The sequence below is a fragment of the Paenibacillus sp. FSL R7-0189 genome, from assembly GCF_037969925.1.
Classification (GTDB): domain Bacteria; phylum Bacillota; class Bacilli; order Paenibacillales; family Paenibacillaceae; genus Paenibacillus_AQ; species Paenibacillus_AQ odorifer.
Window position 1 is genome coordinate 1926803 of sequence record NZ_CP150223.1, and the last position, 22096, is coordinate 1948898.

Sequence of the window (22096 nt, forward strand, 5' to 3'; positions counted from 1 at the left end):
CGATAAGCTTCCAAAAGACCTTAATGCTGAAATAAATATCATTTGGAAACCTATACTGCGTATAACTTTTAGAGAGTGAGGACAAGGCAATTGAAAAGTAAATCGAGAAAAGTAGCCATCGTCGGGGCCGGAATGGTGGGTTCAAGCTGTGCTTACTCCATGGTTAATCAGGCCATTTGTGACGAGATAATGATGATCGACCGCACCTATGATCGGGCTATGGCACAAGCACTTGATCTCTCGCACTGTATGGATTTCACAAGCACACGCACAAAGGTATATGCCGGAACCTATAGCGATTGTGCAAAGATGGATGTAGTTATCTTAACCGCTGGTGCTAATCCAACAGCCGGGCAGACCCGACTTGACGTATTGGAAGCCTCTGCTGTTATTACTAGAGAAATCATTACCAACATCATGGCTGGGGGATTTGATGGAATATTCGTAGTCGCCGCTAATCCGGTCGATATTGTCACTTATATGGTCTGGAAAATATCAGGTCTGCCTCGCCACAGAATTATCGGTACCGGAACCTCCATTGACTCGTCGCGCCTAAAAACACTGCTCTCCGATGTGTTCTCCATTGACCCGCGTAGTGTTAATGGCTACGCGTTAGGTGAACATGGCGAATCTCAATTTGTAGCTTGGTCCCATGTGACAATTGGCGGCAAGCCTATTCTACAAATTTTGGATCAGCATCGCGAGCGGTTCCCGCATCTGGATCTGGAGGATATCTCCCGCAAGACAAAAGATGCCGGCTGGGAAATTTTCACCCGTAAAGGCTCCACACATTTCGGGATTGGCAGCGCACTTGCCTACATTACCCGTTCGATCCTGAATGATGAGCACAAAATTATCGCCGTATCCGCCATTCTGGATGGAGAATACGGACATAGTGGTGTATGCACGGGTGTGCCCGCCATTATAGGCAACACTGGGATTCAAGAGCTGCTGGAGCTTAATTTAAATACAGAGGAAACCCAGAAATTGAACAACTCCTGCAATATTGTACGTGCAGGCATCGAGAGTCTACAGCTGGAAGAAAGCATTTAATCTCATAAAGAACAAAAAAAATCGCTACTTTGGGAATTGGTGAAATAAGCCCACCAGCTCCCAAAGAGCGATTTTTTGTATTATAAGGAGATGAATCTCAGTTTATCTCCTACTTTTTAAACTTCTCGATTTCTTCTTTCAGCACAGACATCACTTCATTAAGTGATTCCGCCGAGGACACGACATCCTTCATAATCTCCGTCTGCTCCGCTGAAGCTAATGAGACCGCCTGAGCATTCTCAGCAGATTCTTTAGCTATTCCGAGCATATCGGATATAGAAGCCGTTATTTCTTCTGTGCCAGCTGACATCTCTTCATTAATTGCTGACACATCCTGTATTTGCGACGATACTTCACGGATCGAAGAACGGATATGATCAAAGGAAACACCGACGTTTTGCATTTTTCCCATTCCATCGCCAATTTCCTCAATACTCTTCTTCATGGAATCCGCTGCACTTGTTGTCGAAGACTGAATGCCGCCGATCAGCTCCACTATACTAATGATGGAACTGTTCGTCCGCTCCGCTAACTTCTTCACCTCATTCGCAACTACCCCGAAGCCACGGCCATGTTCCCCAGCTCTGGCAGCCTCAATAGAAGCATTTAAAGATAATAAGCTTGTCTGATTGGATATCTCAGAAATTACATCCACAATTTGTCCGATCTGTTCCGATTGCTCACTTAATTTACCAATCATCTCGGCTGTCTGATTAGCTGTGGAACTGATAACAGCCATCTGTTGCAGTGTAGATTGGATTTCCAAATAGCCACTCTCTACTTCTGAGTTGACCGTCTCAGCCTGATCTGATACCGCTGCAGAGGACTCAGCAATACGTTGCAAACCTACGGCCATCTCTTCCGTTGCTCTTGCCGATTGCTCCGAGCCTCTGAATTGCTCTTCCATTCCTTGAGCCACTTCTTGGATAACTGTTGCTACCTCTGCTGAAGTATAAGACGACCGTTGAGCCGATTTCAGCATTCCTTCTGAGGAATAAGAAACCTCCACTACCGTTGTATCAATCTTGTTGACAATACCGGAGAGTGTCTCAATCATATCATTGATATTTTGACTCATCTCGCCGATTTCATCTCCGGATTGCACTTTAACCCTCTCATTCAGATGACCCTCTGCCACCTTTTTCATAGTGGAGGAAATAGCTTTAATGGGTCTAACGATAAGGCGAGTAAGGTAGAGAGAAACAAAAATTATGACGAGTATAACTGCCAATAAGATGAACATTGCTGTTCTTTGTGCAGAGGTCACTTTGGCAAAAACCTCTTTCTCCGGTACTGTTACAAGAAGCTTCAGGTCAGTATCTGGAATGGTCTTAAAGTATGTAATGACTTTCTTACCATCTTCGCCCTTATAAGTTTCGGACCCCTCTTTGTTGCTCAAAATCTTGTCAACGACCTTCTGAAGAGCCGGCTCTTTAGCGTAATCGGTAATTTTTTTGCCCATACGACTGACGTCTGGATAAGTATAATACATGCCATCATTTGAGATTACGTATCCAAATCCGGTATCCGCCATAGTAATTTCATTACTCATTTGGGCAAGAACTTCAGGAGTAATCGAGAAGACAATACCTCCCATAAATTGCTTATCCTTATCCATGACAGGAACTACGATCGGAATGATATATTTATCAAGCTGCTCCAGATAGGACATTTCCCCCAACACAGGCGCATGTGTTTCTTTCGCTTTCAAGAAATAGCTCGCATCTGCTACACTTGCGGTCATGTTCATCATATTAGTTAACTGACCGTCTTTACTGATGACACTGTAACCTTCTGTCTCACTGTCACTTTCCTCCAGCACTTCTATCACAGGGAAGATACTCGCTGGATTCGTAAAATCGAACTCAGGATGCTGGGACACCAGATCCTTTACGGACGAGGTTTTGTTGGATAGCCACTCATCCATCCGGAATGTGTTCGTATTAATGGTGTCCTGCGCCATTTGCTCACTGTCTGTGCGTGTGACATTGCCGAAATAATCAAGTAAAAATATGGTCGCTACCATAAGCGGCACGATTGCAATAGCTAATATAACAGATGACCACTTAAGTTGAATTGACGTCGCTTTTCTCTTCGTTACATTTTTTCTCATTTTTTTCATCTTGTTTCCTTTCATTTCATTTTCATTCACGATGAAATAGCCTCCTCACTCCATTTGTTATAATGTCTCCTGATGTGGATATATCTTCTATATCGGCAAAAAAAGACAAATTCTTTGCTGGCAAATAAAAAAAATAAGCCCTAAGACCCCTAAAACTGGAATCCTAAAGCTCACTTTTGTTGAAATCATTTATTTAAACACCAAAGATACTTAACCCTCGTCTTGCACTTTTAAAGCTCGAATACTGTTCAGTACGGCTAGTACGGTTACCCCTACATCTGAGAATACAGCCTCCCACATCGTGGCAATCCCGAATGCACCGAGCAGAAGGAATATAGCTTTTACACCTAAAGCAAAAATAATATTTTGCCATACGATGGTCCGTGTACGCTTGGCAATTCCGATAGCTACAGCAATCTTCGAAGGTTCATCGGTCATAATTACAATATCCGCTGCTTCAATGGCAGCGTCGGAACCGAGTCCCCCCATAGCGATCCCGACATCGGCTCTAGCCAGTACAGGAGTATCATTAATTCCGTCTCCGACAAAAATAATCTTCTCGCGTGGAGACTTTTCACGATCCAGCTTCTCGATGGCCTCTACCTTATGCTGTGGTAAAAGCTCTGCGTGTACCTCATCTACCCCTAACTGCTTCCCTACATCTTCAGCTACGGCGGAAGCATCACCTGTCAGCATCACCGTCTTGCGTATACCAAGCTTTTTGAGGCGCTGAATGGCCTGCAGTGAGTCCTCCTTCACTTCATCGGCGATCACCAGATAACCCCCGTATTGATGATCTACCGCAATGTGAACAACGGTACCGCTCTGCTCTGGGACCTCATAAGCAATTCCCTCACGCTCCATCAGACGTGCGTTGCCTGCAAATACGGTCTTGCCTTCGATAGTTACTTCGATACCATGACCAGAGATTTCATTGTAATTCGTGATAGCTTCCTTAGAAATCTGTTCACCATAAGCCGTCCGAATCGACTCAGCGATCGGGTGATTGGAATGGCTCTCCGCATAAGCGGCTGTCCGCAGTAATTCATCCTTAGATTTGCCACCCGACGGATAAATCCCCGTCACCTTAAACTGTCCCTTGGTCAACGTTCCCGTTTTATCAAAGACAACTACCTTCACATCATTTAGGGCTTCCAGGTAGTTGCTTCCCTTAATCAGAATACCGCTGCGTGAAGCTGCACCAATCCCTCCGAAGAATCCCAGTGGAATCGAGACCACAAGCGCACAAGGACAAGAGATTACGAGGAATACAAGTGCTCGGTAAATCCAATCCGAAAAAGTCGCACCACTGATCAGCAGTGGAGGAACGACGGCCAGCAGAACTGCTGTGATCACTACTACAGGTGTGTAGGCACGTGCAAATTTAGTAATAAAGTTCTCGGTTTTAGCTTTGTTGCTTGATGCATTCTGCACTAGCTCCAGTATTTTGGATACGGCCGATTCTCCAAAGGTCTGAGTAACTTGCACAGTAATTACGCCGTTCCGGTTAATAAAACCACTTAACACCGCACTTCCTGGACCAGCTGATCGTGGTACCGACTCTCCAGTAAGTGCAGATGTGTCCATCATGGCGTTACCTTCAAGTATAGTTCCGTCAAGGGGTACCTTCTCACCGGGTTTAACAACAATCAAATCTGCGATGGCTACTTCCTCAGGTGAGACCTTCTTCAGATCATTTCCAAGCTTGAGATAGGCAAACTCGGGGCGAATATCCATAAGTGCCGTAATAGATCGGCGTGAACGATTCACAGCCAGACCTTGGAACAGTTCTCCAATCTGGTAAAACAGCATTACTGCCACGCCCTCTGGATACTCACCAATCGCAAATGCACCGATAGTTGCCAGAGCCATCAGGAAATTCTCATCAAACACCTGGCCACGGATGATGTTCTTAACCGCCTGCCAGACAACTTCACCACCCACGATAAGATAGGCTGCCAAAAAGATCAGCAATTCAACTACTCCATCCACGGGCAGGAATATCCCAGCTAGAGCAAGAATTCCACCAGCGCCTAACCGCAGCAATATTTTGCGTGTGTCGCCTTCCCCATGCTCATGTGTATGACCATGACCTTCAGCATCCTCATGATCATGATGATGTCCATCAGCTTGATGGCCGTGCTCATGACCATGCTCGTGAGCATGCGTATGTTCATGAGCACCGCTATTGCGCGCCTTGTGATTTCCCCCAACCTTCTCTTTCACATTTACGTGGGGCTCGAGTGCCTTCACCGTTTTCTTCGCTTCTACAATCGCTGATTCCTCATACCCTGCGGCGGTTTCCAACGTCATTGTTTTTGTTACAAAGTTAACGGAACAAGACGATACACCTTCAATCTTCTTCACCTTATCTTCAATTTTCATCGCGCAATTGGCGCAATCCAAACCTTCTAATTCCCACTGACGTTTTAATTTTCCTTGCATTGTATCCATACGGCACATCTCCTCAAATAAAAACCATATATGAGCACTTGTTCATATGTTATCTTAGCCCTATTATATTCCCTTTATATTTCAAGGTCAATACGCGATATACACCATTTTTCTACATTATCTTAAAAATTAAATCAATTGACCTTTACGTGAAAATATGTAAAATCATGTATGACCGAAAGTAAGTTTCTTACATACGAATGACCCCATTATCAATGAAGCTCGATGGGCAAATGATTTACACAGAAGGGATGAATTTAGAACATGTCAAAGCTAGCCAAAACGTCTTCTTTTTCACAGAAACACCCCATTTGGAGCGTAGTTATTATCGAGGTGTTATTACTTGTAGCCGTAACTGCCGCCGGGGCTTACGCAACCATTAAGGAACTTGCGTACAACGCCCCTGTACTTATCTCCTTCATCCCAATCGCGCTTGTACTCATCATCTACTTTACAGTTAAGCGCAAATGGAGCACGCTCGGCTTCCGACCTCTAAACACCATATCCTCGGGCAACTGGATCTATTATGCCCCACTAGTAGTGGTCCTGATTACCATATCCTTTAAGGGTTTTCGTGAGATCAGCGCATCCGAGGTACTGTTCTTTATTTTTTTCACCCTGCTGGTCGCTTTTGTGGAGGAAAGCATCTATCGCGGTTTGATTTTTAAGACCTTGCTTCCTAAAGGGGCTAAAACAGCAGTGATCACTTCAAGCATTCTCTTCTCTATTACCCACTTACTTAATGCATTATCCGGCACAGATATCACACAAATTCTTCTACAACTCGTATATGCGCTTCTGATCGGTTTTGCGCTAGCCTTGCTGATGCTAAAAAATAATAATATTCTTCCGCTGATATCCTTTCATTTTATACATAATTTAATTCAGTTTGTGGGCAATGATAATACGAGTGAATACATGGGAATCGATCTATTTATCCTGCTAGTGCTCGCAGTGCAATGTGTCTGGCTAGTGTTGTCCTTTAGAAAACCAAACCTAACGAAGAACCTAAATCAAGCCAGTTAATAAGCTAACCCTTGCTTCAAAATACAAAGCTTCAGTTGATTCAACTTGGTTTCATTAGAGCAATATTTGTCGCAACCCACACAGCTAACGGACCCAGTTGACCCTAAAAGCAGTATTATCCCCGATTTAGCATATTATCGGACCCCATAGCTGCTATAGGCATGAAAAAGAGCAAAATCAGACCTCTTTCTAAGGAATAACTGCACTGAGGTCCGCAACTCTGCTCAAAAAGCGTTAATTTTGCAAATAAGGTCAACTGGGTCCGTAAGCCGTAGCGGATGATCAGGACTCGTCGGCATAATAAAAAGAGGGACTCCCAAAAGCCATCCAATGGCTGCTGGGAGTCCCCCTTTTTGCAACTAGCTATTCGTGTCGGACATGCTCGTGGGTCTGCAAAAAGATCTGCTCCACATGCGCATCGTTCAGCGAATAGAATACCGTTTTCCCCTCTTTACGGCGTTTCACGATCCGTAGATTCCGTAAATAACGGAGCTGATGGGATATCGCAGATTGGCCCATATCAAGGATCACGGACAAATCATGTACACATAATTCTTGCTGGGACAAAGCGTAAATGAGCCGCACTCGTGTTGGATCACCCAACGCTTTGAACATTTCTGCCATTTTATCAGTAATCCCACGGTCTGGCAGGATCAATGCAATGGATTCCGGTTCAAGCTCTGAACCCTTGCATGTATTGTCGCAATCTTCTAATGCCGTTGGCTCCATGCTCTCGCCCTCCTCCATCTTAGCTAATTATATTCTTTAATTATAAGAAAAACAGCACGGGATGTCCATTGAGGAGGAGTTTATAGCCTCTGATTGTGAATCAGACTGCTTTACGATAAAAGGAGATTAGTCCTGCGGCAAAAAAGACAATCAAGCTCCCTCCCACTATCATCATCAGTGTCTCTAAAGGCAGATTAAAGGCACCAAATCCGTCATCACCATAAGGACTCATGGCTAACATCGGCTGTACCCAAGGATAATAGGGGCCGTAGGTTGAAGAATTAGCGATCAGTATATTGGGAATAGTCAGACTCACATTCAGCGCCAGCGGTGCGCCGAAGCTGCTCCAGCTTTGCGAGATCGCCAGCTGCAATGCGGCGAGTGGTAGGCAGGCTACAAAGCCGCCAAATACTGATTTTAGCAGCAGCGCCCAAGGGATTGGATCTGGAGCCCCACGGAACAAGCCCATTCCCAGCACCATAACGAGGAACGTTATTTGCACAGCAGCCAGCAATCCGATGATCATCACATATTTTGAGAGATACACCGACAACCGGGTTACAGGCAGAGACAACAATAGCTTCCAGCCACCGTCATGATGCTCATAACGACAGATCAGGGCCGCAAAAATGCCTGAAAGCACAGGCAGAAACAGCAAAGCATGCATCATTGACATCACACTTAACAGCAGCTCCCAAGTCATCTTCTCGCCTTGATTATCCGATAACAATCCGGGAACCAGTGATAAAACCGGACTTCCTATGACTAAAAGCCAAACATATGATTTAGACATTTTTAATCGCTCTGAGGATAATACTCTCCAAAATGACTTCATCTTAATCCACATCCTTTCGAGCGAAATGCACTGCACCCGGCAAAAACACCAGCATTCCCAGCAGCAGACCCGCACCGCTGAACAAGAGGCGATTAGAGGAGTCCCACGCCAAATATGGCCATGTTAAAGGCACCCACTCCGAAAGGAACATGGAGAAAAATGACGTCAAGGATAATGTGATCCCCAGGGCAACCGGCAGTGTCTGATTACGATTAGCCAGGGAAAGCCACAGCTGTAGCGCGATGACCGGCAGAGCCGCAATATAGGACATAAAGCCAATTCTGAGTACATCCACATAAGGAGTAAGATCAGCTTTGAAGCCCAAAATAAGCCCTAAAACAACTATCCCCACTGAGAGCAACAAACAGGAAACTGCCACAAGCAGCAGACAGAGCGTTAGCTTAGCCATAAACACTGAAGTACGGGAGATAGGCAGTGCCAAGAGCTGCTTCCACGAGCTCATCTGATGTTCGACATTTGCAATCAGCGAGCATACTAAAGTGCCTCCCAGAAAAAGAGCTGTGGGCACAAACCCGGACACATTATCCAGTAGTCCTCCCCATAAATCCGCGCTATACTGCTGACGCAGATAATCATAACGAAGGCCAAAGTTAAGGCCCTGCATGGCTACTAGACCAATCGGTCCTAGAAACACTAGAAACCAAATTCCTTTGCCGCGGATTTTAAGCCAATCCGCTGACAACGCCCGCCACATCATGATTCCCCGCCTCCCACAACCTGTAGGAAGAAGTCCTCAAGCGATTGTCTCCGCTCCTCTACACGATAGACAGCGTGCCCATTCTCTACCAAAGCTTTGACTAGCAGCGCTACTCTTGCATCGTTCATTCTTGAAAAAATCAGTTTTTGCTCATGTAGTGTCCCTTCATACCCCCGGCCTCCAGCGAGACGTAACGCAGACTCTGGTTCCGAAACCGCAAGGCGTATCTCGCCAGCAGCCTGTTGTTGCAGATTAGCTATTGTATCTTGGTACACCATTTGCCCTTGGCGAATAATACCCACGGTATCTGCCATTTGTTCAATTTCACTAAGCAGGTGACTGGATACTACAACCGTAATTCCTTGCTCCTGTGGCAAACGTTTGATAAGCCCACGAATTTCCTGAATCCCTGACGGGTCGAGTCCGTTCGTTGGCTCGTCCAGAATAAGCAGCTCTGGATTCCCTAACAAGGCAGCTGCGATACCAAGTCTCTGCTTCATCCCGAGGGAGAACCCTTTGACCGGACGTCTCTCTTCCCCGGTTAGAGAAACAATATCTAGCACCTCAGCGATTCGTGACTTCGGAACATCCAGAATGCGGCGGATCGCTTCGAGATTGTCCACAGCGCTCAGATGCCCATAATACGAGGGGGATTCGACAAGCGACCCTACCTTCCGTAAAATTTGCAGCTTATTCTTCCGAAGATCCTGGCCGAACACTTCAATTTTTCCAGATGTCGGTGTAATTAGGCCAAGCAGCATACGGATTGTTGTAGTTTTCCCAGCTCCGTTGGGACCCAGAAAACCATAAATCTCACCCTTGCGGATATTTAAATTCAAATTTTCTACCGCAGCCCGGCCACGATATTTTTTCAATAAATCCTTAGTTTTAATCACTGTTTCTTCCATGTTCTTCACCTCGGTATACAGCATAACGTCCCAAGGTTAAGAACAAGGAAGTGCCAAGTTTAAGTTTTGTTTAAATTTCACGACGCGGATCAAAGATTACAATAGAAGTGCCTTCGCCTGTGCTCTCCATAACCCATTCCAGCTCCATATGCTTCATCAAAAGATCGACGATAGACAATCCCAAACCTGCCCCCTTGTAATCGGATGGACTCTGAATGCCTCGACCATGATCCGCAATAATTATGGCACGTTGTTCATTACGTTGCTCCGTTGAGATCCCGACATAATGCCCGCTGCTGGCATGTCGTACAATGTTTTGATACAAATTATCGAGAATACGGCGGAACCAGACCTCATCCACCCTCCAGAATAGCGGTTCGGCTTCCAGGTTAATATCAATGTCGAAGCCCTCTTTTTCCCATACGGGGTACCAAGCAGCCGCACTTTCCCGCAACAAGCGTAAAACATCTTTACGTTCCAGCTTTAAGGTTACCCGTCCACTATTGAGCAGATTGTAAGACAAAAGATTCTCGATCAGGACGCTAAGATCCGCAATACGCTCATCCATAAGCTGTAAGGACTGCTTACCTTTTGAGGTCAGATCCTCTTTGGTCATAACATGGATATGGCTGCGAATGACGGTTAGAGGTGTACGTAAATCGTGAGATAGATTCGAGACTAGACGCTTACGCAACTCTTCCTCTTCTATTTCCCTGCGTCGGCTTTCATCCAGTTTGGTTACCATCGTATTAAAAGCTTCCTCCAGGCGACCGATCTCGTCCAGTTTGCCTGTCACTATAGACTTAGGCATTCTATCCGGGCCTGTAATCGTCATCGCGGTTTGCAGTTGCAATAGCCGTTTGCGAATTTTTCTAAAGAACATCCACGAAACCAGAGCGAACCCTCCAAAAAGGGTAAATAACACAAAGTTATACCAAGCCCAAGCCCCTAATCCCCCATAAGCCCCTTTGTTCAGCAGCTCACTTGGAATTTGCATCACTATAAATCCCTTGCCTGCCTCCACCTTGTCCCCCACGAAAGCAACGATCGCTAAAGGATCACGATTCGTACTTTCTTTCATAAATGAAATAGCCTCAGCCGCAGTCCACTGATCAGGAACTTCATGGTAAATCTTATCCGTATCCCCTTCATCAGGTGTGAGAATCAGCTGGGTTTTTCCCTGCCCGTCTACCCAAAACATAGTAGTCTCAGTGTATTTTCGACTCAGTTCATGCAGCCGCTGATTTATGGCTTCCGAAGAAGCATTTTCTAAGTGAAGTGCCTCCTTATGCCACATAGTCTCCAGCGGTGCAATATTCGAATACAGGGATGTATCTACAGGCGGGGCACCTTTAGTCACTTCGTTAACAATATTGTAGCCAACAAAAGACAGCGGAAGGACCACAGGGATAAATAGCAGTGCAGAAACGATAATTAGCAAATACCCTGATAACAAAGAGGAATTGCGTTTCTTGCGAATGCGCTCCAATCCTCTCATGCTCTTACCCGGTATCCGATCCCACGGACAGTTTCGATAATTTCCGGATTACCCGGATCAAGCTCCAGCTTTTCGCGCAAATAACGAATATGTACCATCAGAGTTTTATCCCCTTCGATATAAGCCTCACCCCACACGGCCTCGTAGATCTGCTCCTTCGTCATAATTTGGTTAAGATGACGCAGCAAATAGGAAAAAATCTGAAATTGCTTGCCTGTAAGCATGATTTCTTCCTGAGTCTGAGCATTTATCACGCGGTTATCCCCTTCATATACGACCAGATGTTTAAGTGTGAGCGAATCCTGTACAGATGCCCCATTCCGTCTGAGCAGCACCTCGATTCGAGCGGCCAATTCATCCGGATGAAAAGGCTTGGTCAAGTAATCATCTGCGAATTCCAAACCTTGCAGCTTATCATCAATCGAGGTTCGGGCGGAGAGCATTAAAATGGGCAGCTTAGGGTAGGAACGTTTCAATCGTTGCCCGATCGTAAACCCATCCAGACCAGGAAGCATAACATCGAGAATAGCCAGTTGGCAGGCGCCGGCTTCTTCCATCGCACCTTCGCCGCTCCGTAGCCAGCGGACACTATATCCTCTTTCGCTTAAATCAGCAGACACTACGCTGCCAATCTCACGATCATCTTCAATATATAACAGAGTAACGCTCATGTAGCTTTAGCTCCTCCCCGATATGAATACCTAAAAAGTTGAAGTCATTATAACACATCAAACAGCCCTCCTACCCCATAGGGGATAGGAGGGCTGTTTGATCAATTCAAGGCTATAGCTTATGGCTGCCATACTCCATGCTCTTTATTGCTACCTACATACTCAATACGTGTTGGAGTAAGCTCCAAAATCACATAATTAGGATCATCAGGTCCAGTAAACCATGGCTCCAGCTCTTTATTCCATACCTTGGAGCGCAAGCCTTCATCCTTAGAGACGGTAGCGGTCGCTTCAATCTCCAGCACATCTTTGCTTCCGCCGGCCTCATAGCCAAGCAGTACAAAAGCATTCGGATTATCGGATAGCTCCTCCACTTTATGAGTTTTGCGATTTGTAGCCAAATAAATCTTCAAACCCTCATGGAAAATGGCCATATAACGTACTTTCGGCTTATTTCCTTCTTCGATCGTACCAAAGGAACCGAACTTGTTGTCATCCAATGCTTTAATAATGAGTTGTTCCAGTTGTTTGTTATCCATTACGTAAATCTCTCCCTTCAAGCATGTAAACAAAAGTTTATATATCCAAGCTCACCGTTTGGATTTATCATAACAATGGTGCTTATTATAATGTACCCTTCAGGTTCACATTGAATCCGACCTTACTCCATAAACTACATCAAGATAAGGAGCTTACTTCGTGAAAAAACTGATTTGGATCGGCTGTCTCTCCTACTTCGTTATCGGTCTGGCACATGTTGTGCTGGGATCTATTCTGCCCGTTCTACTGCAACATTATGATCAAAATTACAGTGCTGGCGGTGAATTAATCTTTAGTCAATTCGCTGGTTTTTTAGCAGGCGTGTTGGTCTCTCCCCTACTTAATCGCCGCTTCGGTAAACGTGGAGGCATCCTCATTGCCACCAGTCTTCTAATAGTTGCAGAAGTTGCCTATGCCTTTCTACCGCCTTGGGGCTGGATGTATTTTATCGCTGTTGCCGCAGGTTTTGGTTTCGGGATGATCGAAGCGGTTATGGCACCATCATTATTGGTGCTGTAACCGAAGGAACGGCTATTGCGATGAGCCGGCTCGAAGTTCTATTCGGGATAGGCGCACTCGTGATGCCGCTTATCGCCAGTCCGCTCATTGCTGCCGGAGCGTGGAGATTGGCCTTTCTAATCGTCGCTGCCTTCTCTTTGATTTCTCTTATCCTCTGGGCAAGAGGACACTTCGGTAATCTACAACGCATGCTGGATGAACGTGCCTCTGTCCAAGGAGCAGACAATTCGCATTCCTCAAGCTCACGTTCTAACAAAAAATTTCCGTATAAAGGTAAGCAATGGATTCTGCTAGGGATCTTCATCGTTTTCTTTTTTCTTTATGTAGGCACAGAGATGAGTTTAGTCAACTTTATGCCGGCTATCTTTATTGCCAAGCTAGGGATGACAGAGTCTGCGGCAGCACTGACAGTCACTTTCTTTTGGCTGGCGATGTCTACAGGAAGATTGTTTGCGGGTGTAATTGCCGAAAAAATATCTTATCGCGCGTACATTCTCAGCAGCTGTTTACTAACCTTGTTACTGCTGACACTCTTTCCGTTCACTGACAATCGAATGACTGCTTTCATTGTAATTCTGCTGCTGGGGCTGTTTATGTCCGGTATTTTCTCCATTGCATTGGTTTTCTCCAGCAAAATGCTGCCTGGCACCGAAGAGTCAACACCCAGCATTATGATTGCTTCCGGAGGCGTTGGTGGTGCTTTGCTACCTCTGTTTACGGGCTGGTCTATGGACCATTTAGAAGTGGCACAAACAGCCGGATTACTTGCCACTTTTGCTGCCTTCTTGTTCCTGCTAAGCATTGCCGCATGGAGATTCCAAGCCAGGCAAGCGGTGGAAGGAAAGAGTTCCAGTATTTAGAATAGTATCAACGTTATCCTTTTAGGGTAATGTGATCTATAAGCATATTCTGAGCACAAGGATGGACAATGAATGAATGAGTCTTTAAATGAGTCTTCAACTGAGCCTTTGTTACATACTGCGCTTATGCAGTTTATATTTCCCTTCTCTATAAAAAAGGGCGATTCTAAGCAGCTTATCCAGCAATTACAGGACGACGGATTCACACGTTTTTTTCTGGATAACAAAGAACTGGAAGCTGCCTATTATGGAGAAGGTTACTGTGTTTCCCATGAACGAATGGAGCGCACCTATTTACCGTTTGCCGCACACGTCCTTTTTCCGCGCAGGAAGGATGCCGACTCGTTTCGCCGTTTTTCCAGAGTAAATAATCTCGACTGCATTCTGGAGATTCCGCAGCAATCTATATTTTTCAAAATTCTCTCGACGGATATATTCATATGTCCCTTTCAGCTTGGATTCGTGACGATACGTGTCCAGCTGGAGGGGGATTCGATTCCCTTTAGTATTGCCCTAGAATTCGCGGATCGTTTCCGTGCGCTAGAGAAAACCTTCATACAGGATGACTACACTTATATTCATTGCGGGGAACAGACCTATGAGATGGTAGAGGATTTTGTCTTCCGAAATTTGGTGGATGGACTGGAGCCATATCTGGATCAATCGGATATCAATGGGGCTTATTTTGAGACCCTTCCTTTTTTCGTAGATGAAAGAATGCAGGTGCAAGCTTTTTACGGCTTTCAGAATGAAGAAGGTTCTGATGAGATTAGTGTAAATCTACGCTATCGCGCCTCACAGCTTGATGGAATTGATCTGAACGGAAAGCCCTATGCCAGTGCAAGCGATCCAGCGTATATTGCAAACTATTGTCATGAGCATTCCTATAATCGCTGGGGCCCAGACACGTATTATATGATGAATGAGCAGACCTTTTGCTGCATGACCCGGGCTGAACAGGAGATTGCTGTAAGTCTAGCCAACCAGATGTATGGGCAATATTATTACGGATTTTTACTCAATATTTTCCACAAAATCGTTCTGCTGAAGCTCGCCAATATGCACTCCCGACTTCGGATTAATCATGATTATGAGGAAATAGACAATCTAATCTATTCCATCAATAAGTTCTCGGCAAAGTTCTACTTCTTGGAGTTGATTTCCCAGTCGCAGGGCCGGGAGATATTTCTTCAGCTGCGTAAAGTATACGGAAACGACGCTTTATTCGAGGAAGTGAAAGAAACCTTAAATGACCTGTTTCAGTATCAGGATAAGTTTCAGTCCAAGCGACGGGATAATCTGCTGATGATTCTCACTGTATTTACGGTAGTAAGCGGGATTTACGGCATGAATCAGGTCATTGACGATCTGGATGGAAAGATTCAATGGAGTAAAATGATTGGATATTCCCCCTTTGAATTTCTTGCCCTCTTCGTGATCATGAGCGGGATTCTGATCAGCGTTGTCCTCACGCTAGGGGCGCTGGTTAGTGAGCTTAAACGGCGTCACCGCAAGAAATATAAAGATCTAGACTAGCAAAAAAGAAACTACTGGATTGGAAAAATTCAGGAGTGCACTACTAGACATTCCGAGTACAGCCGTCTATAATACACCGTATGCGAGAAATATAAGACATTAAGTATAGGTACAAAACTTATGCTTACTTATATTGCACATAGAAATACCCGTTAACTTCATAGAACCAGGGGTGCTGGAATTGGCCGGCTGAGATTGTATCCCACAAGATACTGACCCTTATACCTGATCTGGATAATGCCAGCGTAGGAATCGCCAATTGGTTCTGGTCCCTGTGACCTTGACTAACCTTGCGCCAAGCCAGCGTCCCGATCACTCGGGGCGCTTTTTTTGTAAGATCACTAAAAGATGTAGAAAAACGTACATACTACACTTTACGGTTCATGTTGTGAAGACGGGATTCTTGTAACCTTAAAGGAGAGAAGAAGACATGCACCTCAAAAAAGCACTTACGTTGTGCCTCACCTGTGTACTCATTCTTGCCGTTGCCGGATGCGGCAGCAACAATGGGAATACAGCCGGAAACAAAGCAAATGCTACTGATCCAACTGCAGCGGCTGGGACGGATGCTCCAAAAGAGCTCACCAAAGTTAAAGTCGCACTCGACTGGACACCGAACACGAATCATACCGGTCTATACGTAGCTAAGGATCTTGGTTACTACGCTGAAGAAGGTCTGGACGTCGAAATCGTTCAACCAGGCGCAGCGGGTTCTGATACTATGGTTACTTCTGGCGAGGCCGCATTTGGCATCAGCGCGCAAGAAGGATTAACTCTAGCCCGTCTACAAGGCGTCCCCCTTGTCTCGATAGCAGCTATTATTCAGCATAATACATCGGGATTCGCCGCTCCAGTAGATCGCAATATTAAATCACCAAAGGATTTCGAAGGTAAAACCTACGGAGGCTGGGGCTCACCGGCCGAAGAAGCAGCCATGAAAGCTATCATGGATCCTGAAGGTGGCGATGTGAAAAAGGTGAAGCTGATAAGTATCGGTGAAGCTGATTATTTTACCGCCGTCAAACGTGACATTGATTTCGCCTGGATTTTCTACGCTTGGACTGGCGTTGAGGCTGAGTTGCGTGGCGAGCCATTGGATATGCTGTACTTAAAGGATTATGCGCCACAGCTCGATTATTACACGCCTGTGCTGACGACGAGTGAGAAGCAAATTGCAGATCATCCTGAGCTGGTGAAGGCCTTCATGAAAGCCACATCAAAAGGTTATCAATATGCCATTGATCATCCGGAAGAGGCTGCCGGTATGTTATCGAAGGCCGTTCCTGACCTGGACGCCGACCTTGTCCTAGCTAGCCAAAAATGGCTTAGCCCAAAATACAAGGACGATGCTGCCCGCTGGGGCGAGCAAAAAACCGAGGTCTGGCAAAATTACGGCGACTGGATGTATGATCTGAAGTTGCTGGATAAACCGCTGGATGCTGCTAGTGCATTCAGTAATGATTTTTTACCGGCGGAGTAGAGAGCGGACTTCAGAACCAAGAAGGTTGGACGTCACTTGAGGAAGGAGGAACGGAGCGTAGTGATGTGCTACGTGAGTACCGGACTTCCTAAGTTCGTTCAAGATTCGACGTCGAGTTTGCTTCCTGAGTTACTTCGTTATCAAAGTTGGCTTTTTGAACTTACCTTATAATTTAAGAGTTCAAAAAGACGGCTTTCAGAACCAAGAAGGTTGGACGTTACTTGAGGAAGGAGGAACGGAGCGTAGTGATGTGCTACGTGAGTACCGGACTTCCCAAGTTCGTTCAAGATTCGACGTCGAGTTTGCTTCCTGAATTACTTCGTTATCAAAGTTGGCTTTTTGAACTCACCTTATAATTTAAGAGCTCAAAAAGTCGGCTTTCAGAACCAAGAAGGTTGGACGTTACTTGAGGAAGGAGGAACGGAGCGTAGTGATGTGCTACGTGAGTACCGGACTTCCCAAGTTCGTTCAAGATTCGATGTCGAGTTTGCTTCCTGAATTACTTCGTTATCAAAGTTGGCTTTTTGAACTTACCTTATAAAATGAGAGGATTGATTATTGTGGCTAACACCCTACTAAGCATTCAAGTAATTCCAAAAACTCCGAACAATGAGGATTCCATCCCATACGTAGATAAAGCGATTGAGGTCATTCAAAAATCCGGTGTTAAACATCAGGTGAATCCGCTGGAAACCACAATGGAAGGTGAGCTTAGCGAGCTGCTGGAGGTTGTGCGTCAGATGCAAGAGGCGTTGATCGAAGCAGGCAGTCCAAGCGTAATTTCGCAGATCAAAATCGCTCATAATCCTAACGGAATCAGCATGGATAAATTGACGGAGAAATATCGGCCGTGAGATCGACCTGGAAGCTAATATGGCCGCCCCTTGTGGCGGTCGTCTTCTTTTTAAGCGTATGGCAGCTATCTGTATCTGTATTTCATATTGAATCCTGGATTCTGCCGAGTCCTGCTGATATTGCCCGTGAATCCACCAGTAACGCTTCTGGTCTTTGGGCTCATACGATGGCTACGCTGCGGCTCACTTTAATTGGTTTTCCCATCGGTACGGGGGTAGGTCTGATCGTCGCTTTGCTTTTGCATCTTTTGCCTTGGGCTAGACGGGCTTTTTATCCACTCATTATTCTGAGTCAAAATGTTCCCTCCATCGCGCTCGGCCCCCTGCTCATTATCTGGTTCGGCTTTGGTCTTTTGCCCAAAATCGTGCTGATTACACTAGTATGTTTCTTCCCTGTAGCTGTCGCTGCGATGGGCGGCCTGGCCCAAAGTGATCAGGTCATGATGAATTATATGAAAATGGCTGGCGCAAGCAAGTGGCAAATCTTTACCAAGCTGGAGCTGCCCTCTTCTATCCCGGCACTATTTTCCGGTGTAAAAATATCTGCTACTTATGCGGTTATGGGCGCCGTGGTCGCTGAATGGATTGGCGCGGATAAGGGTATTGGCTATTATATGCTTCTGCAGAAATCCGCTTATCGTACGGATCGGATGTTTGTCGCTATTGTTATTATTGTACTTTTAAGTCTTGTACTCTTTGCTATTATTGCATTGCTGGAAAAATGGCTGGTTCGCTGGAAGCCGCGCCGTAACTCATAGAAAGGAAGATGCCTGTATGTCTCAAGCGATGCAAATGCAACACAGAACAACAGAAGTCACCAGCTCTCCTGAAGCTCATACCGCGGCACCCGCCCTTGAAGTGAGCGGCATCTCCAAATCTTTTTTCCATCGTCGCCGTGAGACAAAAGTTCTGAATAATGTCTCTCTCAAGGTAGAGCAACAAGAATTCGTTTCGATCGTTGGTCCTTCCGGCTGCGGAAAAAGCACCTTATTCCATATGATTGGCGGCCTTGTGAAACCCGATGCAGGCACGATCCGCATGAACGGTAAGGTCGTTACAGGTCAACGCGGTGAAATTAGTTATATGCCGCAGCAGCCTGCTCTTTTTCCTTGGCGTACGATTGAGGATAATGTGCTGCTTGCTGGGGAGATCAAGGGCGCACTGCGGGATGGAGCCCGCGAGGAAGCACGCCAGTGGCTTGCCAAGGTTGGGTTAAGCGGGTTCGAACATGCTTATCCGCATATGCTGTCTGGCGGGATGCAGCAGCGTGCAGCTTTTCTCAGAGCATTGCTCGCTCCGCAGGAGCTAATGTTGCTGGATGAACCTTTCAGCGCACTCGATGCACTAACTCGCAGTGAAATGCAGCGCTGGCTGCTTGAGCTGTGGGAAGAGAATCGCCGCTCTGTGCTGTTCATTACTCACAACATCGAAGAAGCGTTGCTGCTCTCTAATCGTATCTATGTATTTTCCGGCCGCCCCGGCTCCATCCTGCATACAGTCGATGTGCCGTTTCCGCGGCCACGCCGTGATGAGATTACGGACTCTCCCGAGTTCCTTAAGCTCAAACGCCAGTTGTCACAGTGGATGCGAGAGGAACAAGCTAAAAATAGGCAGCCGCTAGCTTAATCGCTAAGCACTGTAAACTGATATCGCTGGTATAGCGGTGTCAGTTATTTATTTGCAGCGATAAATTCCCTAACATATTTACAATTGGTGCGGATGTATCTGCTCATTTAACAAATTTCACTCATCCTAGTAGGGATCACATTAAATGTGTGGCGAAAACGGCCTCCGTGTTGGTAACGGGTAGAAACCGGGCGGGTTGGGGACATTTACGGGATTTATACCGTTGATTTGCTGCTTCGGGCCGGATTCGGCTCATTCTGCGGGATTTATACCGTTGATTTGCTGCTTCGGGCCAGGTTCGGCTCATTCTACGGGATTTATACCGTTGATTTGCTGCTTCGGGCCAGGTTCGGCTCATTCTACGGGATTTATACCGATGATTTGCTGCTTCGGACCGGATTCGGCTCATTCTACGGGATATATACCGTTGATTTGCTGCTTCGGGCCGGATTCGGCTCATTCTGCGGGATTTATACCGTTGATTTGCTGCGTCGGGCCGGATTCGGCTCATTCTACGGGATTTATACCGTTGATTTGTTTCTTCGGACCGGATACGGCTCATTCTACGGGATTTATACCGTTGATTTGCTTCGTCGAGCCGGACTCGGCTCATTCTGCGGGATTTATACCGTTGATTTGTTTCGTCGGGCCGGATTCGGCTCATTCTGCGGGATTTATACCGTTGATTTGCTGCTTCGGGCCAGATTCGGCTCATTCTACGGGATTTATACCGTTGATTTGCTTCATCGGACCGGATTCGGCTCATTCTACGGGATTTATACCGTTGATTTGCTGCGTCGGGCCGGATTCGGCTCATTCTACGGGATTTATACCGTTGATTTGCTTCGTCGGGCCAGATTCGGCTCATTCTACGGGATTTATACCGTTGATTTGTTTCGTCGGGCCGGATTCGGCTCATTCTGCGGGATTTATACCGTTGATTTGCTGCTTCGGGCTGAATTGCACCCGATCTAGGGCATTTTTGCCTTTCTTTTACCACTTCGGGCGGAATCGCACCGATTCTAGGGCATTTTTGTCTTTCTTTTACTTCTTCGGGCGGAATTCCAGTGACTCAAGGGCATTTTTGCCCTTATAGTTTCCCTTTAGCTTTTAGCTTGAATTAAATACGAGGCTATGGCATCAACCAGAATCGGTGTTGTTTATTATTATTAATTTGTTTAAAGGTCACAACTATAGTCGCACTTACATTCTACTCGCTACTCTTACACTTACTCCCACTACTCACTTTTACTCCTACTCCCTACCTCAATCCCACTACTCACTTTTACTCCTACTCCCTACCTCAATCCCACTACTCACTTTTACTCCTACTCCTTACCTCAATCCCACTACTCACTTTTACTCCTACTCCCTACCTCAATCCCACTACTCACTTTTACTCCTACTCGCTACCTCAATCCCACTACTCACTTTTACTCCTACTCCTTACCTCACTCCCACTACTCACTTTTACTCCTACTCCCTACCTCAATCCCACTACTCACTTTTACTCCTACTCCTTACCTCAATCCTACTACTCACTTTTACTCCTACTCCTTACCTCAATCCCACTACTTACTCTTGCCCCTACTCTTTACCTCAATCCCACTCCTTACTCTTGCTCCTACTCCTTACCTCACTCCCACTACTTACTCTTGCCCCTACTCCTTACCTCAATCCCACTACTTACTCTTGCCCCTACTCCTTACCTCACTCCCACTAACCACTATTACTCTTCCCCCTACTCCTCACCTCACTCCCACTAACCACTATTACTCTTCCCCTTACTCCTTACTTCCTACTCTCACACCTGCCTCCTCTTCCTCTCACACCAACCGAACCAAAAAAGGCCCCCATAAACGAGGCCTTTTCTTCATTTCTTAATCATAGCTCGGAACACGAATTTGGGCAGAACTGCCTGTCTGCGCCATCGCGACTTTTGTCCCTTCGCAACTGGAGCGAACAAAAGTCGATGCAACCACTCCAGATTGAGTTTTTTCCATAGCGCTGGTGCAGGAGTAACTTTTCCCGCTATTACATCCAAGCTGCCCCCCACGCCAAAAACAACTTTTACCTGCGTAAGCTCCTGTTTGTGCTTATATACCCATTTGTCAGAGTATGGCGCCCCCATCGCAACGATCAGAAAATCCGGCTGTGCACGCTGAATCTCTGCTACAATGGCAGGCTCCTCTTCCTTGGTAAGAAAACCATTATGTCTTCCTGCAATCTTCACATTCGAATATAACTCCGTGATCTTTTCGACCGCTTTACAACTGGTAAGCTCATCTGTTCCCAAGAAATAAAAACTCCATCCCAAGCTATTTCCTTGCTCCAAAAGCTCAAGAAGCAGCTCATATCCAGTTACCCTCTCAGCAATAGGATCGCCTTTTCTTTTTGAAGCCATCACAATGCCAATCCCGTCAGGAGTGATTAAATCCGCTTCTTGAAGTATGGTTCGTAGCAGCTCGTCCGATTGACTTGTTATCGTAATTTCCGGGTTAGCCGTGATCAAATGGAAAAGTTTCGGTTCTCCGGATTGAATATGTTTTGTTAGATGAAGTGTTGTCTCATGTAGTGTTAGTTTTGAAAAGGGAACTCCTAATATTGAAACTGTCCCGTCCATATAATCACCTCTCACTAAAATTCCACTTCAATATACCTTACCAT

20 protein-coding genes and 1 riboswitch are annotated in these 22096 nt (G+C 45.9%); of the genes, 10 read left to right on the plus strand and 10 right to left on the minus strand.

Translation table 11 applies throughout. The annotated features are described in order from the left end of the window. Positions 1–90: 90 nt before the first annotated feature. On the plus strand, positions 91–1053 hold the full coding sequence (locus tag MKY63_RS08260; protein ID WP_036682652.1) for an L-lactate dehydrogenase: 963 nt from the start codon (positions 91–93) through the stop codon (positions 1051–1053). Between the two features lie 109 nt (positions 1054–1162). On the opposite strand, the gene MKY63_RS08265 is transcribed toward MKY63_RS08260, so the two are convergent. Together MKY63_RS08265 and MKY63_RS08270 are read right to left on the minus strand one after the other, a co-directional pair. Further along, a complete protein-coding gene (locus MKY63_RS08265) occupies positions 1163–3205 on the minus strand; it encodes a methyl-accepting chemotaxis protein (RefSeq protein ID WP_235219477.1) in 2043 nt (680 codons plus the stop codon). A 180-nt stretch (positions 3206–3385) separates the two neighbouring features. After that, complete coding sequence (locus tag MKY63_RS08270; RefSeq protein WP_036682654.1) at positions 3386–5629, minus strand: heavy metal translocating P-type ATPase; 2244 nt, start codon at positions 5627–5629, stop codon at positions 3386–3388. 264 nt (positions 5630–5893) lie between these two features. Here MKY63_RS08270 and MKY63_RS08275 point away from each other — a divergent pair, with 264 nt between their 5' ends. Continuing rightward, complete coding sequence (locus MKY63_RS08275) at positions 5894–6655, plus strand: CPBP family intramembrane glutamic endopeptidase (RefSeq protein ID WP_036682655.1); 762 nt, start codon at positions 5894–5896, stop codon at positions 6653–6655. A gap of 363 nt (positions 6656–7018) precedes the next feature. On the opposite strand, the gene MKY63_RS08280 is transcribed toward MKY63_RS08275, so the two are convergent. From MKY63_RS08280 to MKY63_RS08310, 7 genes are all read right to left on the minus strand, one after another. Further along, positions 7019–7384: a metalloregulator ArsR/SmtB family transcription factor gene (locus MKY63_RS08280; protein ID WP_036682656.1), complete on the minus strand. Its 366-nt coding sequence runs from the start codon at positions 7382–7384 to the stop codon at positions 7019–7021. 100 nt (positions 7385–7484) lie between these two features. Continuing rightward, positions 7485–8219 carry an ABC transporter permease gene (locus MKY63_RS08285; RefSeq protein WP_036682657.1) on the minus strand — a complete coding sequence of 245 codons (735 nt, stop codon included), beginning with the start codon at positions 8217–8219 and terminating at the stop codon, positions 7485–7487. Between the two features lies 1 nt (position 8220). Next, positions 8221–8937 carry an ABC transporter permease gene (locus tag MKY63_RS08290; protein ID WP_036682659.1) on the minus strand — a complete coding sequence of 239 codons (717 nt, stop codon included), beginning with the start codon at positions 8935–8937 and terminating at the stop codon, positions 8221–8223. Continuing rightward, positions 8934–9845, minus strand: coding sequence for an ABC transporter ATP-binding protein (locus tag MKY63_RS08295; RefSeq protein ID WP_036682661.1), 912 nt, complete (start codon positions 9843–9845; stop codon positions 8934–8936). The genes MKY63_RS08290 and MKY63_RS08295 overlap by 4 nt, the downstream gene beginning before the upstream one ends. 70 nt (positions 9846–9915) lie before the next feature. After that, a complete protein-coding gene (locus MKY63_RS08300; RefSeq protein WP_036682662.1) occupies positions 9916–11343 on the minus strand; it encodes a HAMP domain-containing sensor histidine kinase in 1428 nt (475 codons plus the stop codon). Then, entirely contained in the window at positions 11340–12014 is a 675-nt protein-coding gene (locus tag MKY63_RS08305; RefSeq protein WP_036682664.1) for a response regulator transcription factor, read from the minus strand. Before MKY63_RS08305 ends, MKY63_RS08300 begins: the two co-directional genes overlap by 4 nt. A gap of 119 nt (positions 12015–12133) precedes the next feature. Then, on the minus strand, positions 12134–12553 hold the full coding sequence (locus tag MKY63_RS08310; RefSeq protein WP_036682665.1) for a pyridoxamine 5'-phosphate oxidase family protein: 420 nt from the start codon (positions 12551–12553) through the stop codon (positions 12134–12136). A gap of 160 nt (positions 12554–12713) precedes the next feature. Between MKY63_RS08310 and MKY63_RS08315 the strand changes: the two genes are divergently transcribed. From MKY63_RS08315 to MKY63_RS08350, 8 genes are all read left to right on the plus strand, one after another. Next, a complete protein-coding gene (locus MKY63_RS08315) occupies positions 12714–13073 on the plus strand; it encodes an MFS transporter (protein ID WP_235219478.1) in 360 nt (119 codons plus the stop codon). Between the two features lie 20 nt (positions 13074–13093). Beyond that, entirely contained in the window at positions 13094–13933 is an 840-nt protein-coding gene (locus MKY63_RS08320; protein WP_235219479.1) for an MFS transporter, read from the plus strand. 72 nt (positions 13934–14005) lie between these two features. Then, complete coding sequence (locus tag MKY63_RS08325) at positions 14006–15469, plus strand: hypothetical protein (protein ID WP_051491254.1); 1464 nt, start codon at positions 14006–14008, stop codon at positions 15467–15469. 158 nt (positions 15470–15627) lie between these two features. After that, positions 15628–15738, plus strand: a riboswitch (TPP riboswitch). 161 nt (positions 15739–15899) lie between these two features. Next, positions 15900–16949 (plus strand): ABC transporter substrate-binding protein, encoded by a 1050-nt coding sequence (locus tag MKY63_RS08330; protein WP_036682667.1) that lies wholly within the window; start codon positions 15900–15902, stop codon positions 16947–16949. Positions 16950–17509: 560 nt separating this feature from the next. Continuing rightward, entirely contained in the window at positions 17510–17803 is a 294-nt protein-coding gene (locus MKY63_RS08335; protein ID WP_036682688.1) for an MTH1187 family thiamine-binding protein, read from the plus strand. Continuing rightward, positions 17800–18561: an ABC transporter permease gene (locus MKY63_RS08340; protein ID WP_076101296.1), complete on the plus strand. Its 762-nt coding sequence runs from the start codon at positions 17800–17802 to the stop codon at positions 18559–18561. The genes MKY63_RS08335 and MKY63_RS08340 overlap by 4 nt, the downstream gene beginning before the upstream one ends. 34 nt (positions 18562–18595) lie before the next feature. Further along, on the plus strand, positions 18596–19429 hold the full coding sequence (locus MKY63_RS08345) for an ABC transporter ATP-binding protein (protein ID WP_038574047.1): 834 nt from the start codon (positions 18596–18598) through the stop codon (positions 19427–19429). Between the two features lie 228 nt (positions 19430–19657). Then, positions 19658–20404, plus strand: coding sequence for a hypothetical protein (locus MKY63_RS08350; protein WP_339812434.1), 747 nt, complete (start codon positions 19658–19660; stop codon positions 20402–20404). A gap of 898 nt (positions 20405–21302) precedes the next feature. On the opposite strand, the gene MKY63_RS08355 is transcribed toward MKY63_RS08350, so the two are convergent. Beyond that, a complete protein-coding gene (locus MKY63_RS08355) occupies positions 21303–22052 on the minus strand; it encodes a WecB/TagA/CpsF family glycosyltransferase (protein WP_038568435.1) in 750 nt (249 codons plus the stop codon). Between the last annotated feature and the right edge of the window lie 44 nt (positions 22053–22096).

Coding starts and splice junctions, on each gene's coding strand:
- MKY63_RS08270 (WP_036682654.1), bottom strand. CDS start 5,629: ATGGATACAATGCAAGGAAAATTAAAACGTCAGTGGGAATTAGAAGGT.
- MKY63_RS08275 (WP_036682655.1), top strand. CDS start 5,894: ATGTCAAAGCTAGCCAAAACGTCTTCTTTTTCACAGAAACACCCCATT.
- MKY63_RS08280 (WP_036682656.1), bottom strand. CDS start 7,384: ATGGAGCCAACGGCATTAGAAGATTGCGACAATACATGCAAGGGTTCA.
- MKY63_RS08285 (WP_036682657.1), bottom strand. CDS start 8,219: ATGAAGTCATTTTGGAGAGTATTATCCTCAGAGCGATTAAAAATGTCT.
- MKY63_RS08290 (WP_036682659.1), bottom strand. CDS start 8,937: ATGATGTGGCGGGCGTTGTCAGCGGATTGGCTTAAAATCCGCGGCAAA.
- MKY63_RS08295 (WP_036682661.1), bottom strand. CDS start 9,845: ATGGAAGAAACAGTGATTAAAACTAAGGATTTATTGAAAAAATATCGT.
- MKY63_RS08300 (WP_036682662.1), bottom strand. CDS start 11,343: ATGAGAGGATTGGAGCGCATTCGCAAGAAACGCAATTCCTCTTTGTTA.
- MKY63_RS08305 (WP_036682664.1), bottom strand. CDS start 12,014: ATGAGCGTTACTCTGTTATATATTGAAGATGATCGTGAGATTGGCAGC.
- MKY63_RS08310 (WP_036682665.1), bottom strand. CDS start 12,553: ATGGATAACAAACAACTGGAACAACTCATTATTAAAGCATTGGATGAC.
- MKY63_RS08320 (WP_235219479.1), top strand. CDS start 13,094: ATGAGCCGGCTCGAAGTTCTATTCGGGATAGGCGCACTCGTGATGCCG.
- MKY63_RS08325 (WP_051491254.1), top strand. CDS start 14,006: ATGAATGAGTCTTTAAATGAGTCTTCAACTGAGCCTTTGTTACATACT.
- MKY63_RS08330 (WP_036682667.1), top strand. CDS start 15,900: ATGCACCTCAAAAAAGCACTTACGTTGTGCCTCACCTGTGTACTCATT.
- MKY63_RS08345 (WP_038574047.1), top strand. CDS start 18,596: ATGCAACACAGAACAACAGAAGTCACCAGCTCTCCTGAAGCTCATACC.
- MKY63_RS08355 (WP_038568435.1), bottom strand. CDS start 22,052: ATGGACGGGACAGTTTCAATATTAGGAGTTCCCTTTTCAAAACTAACA.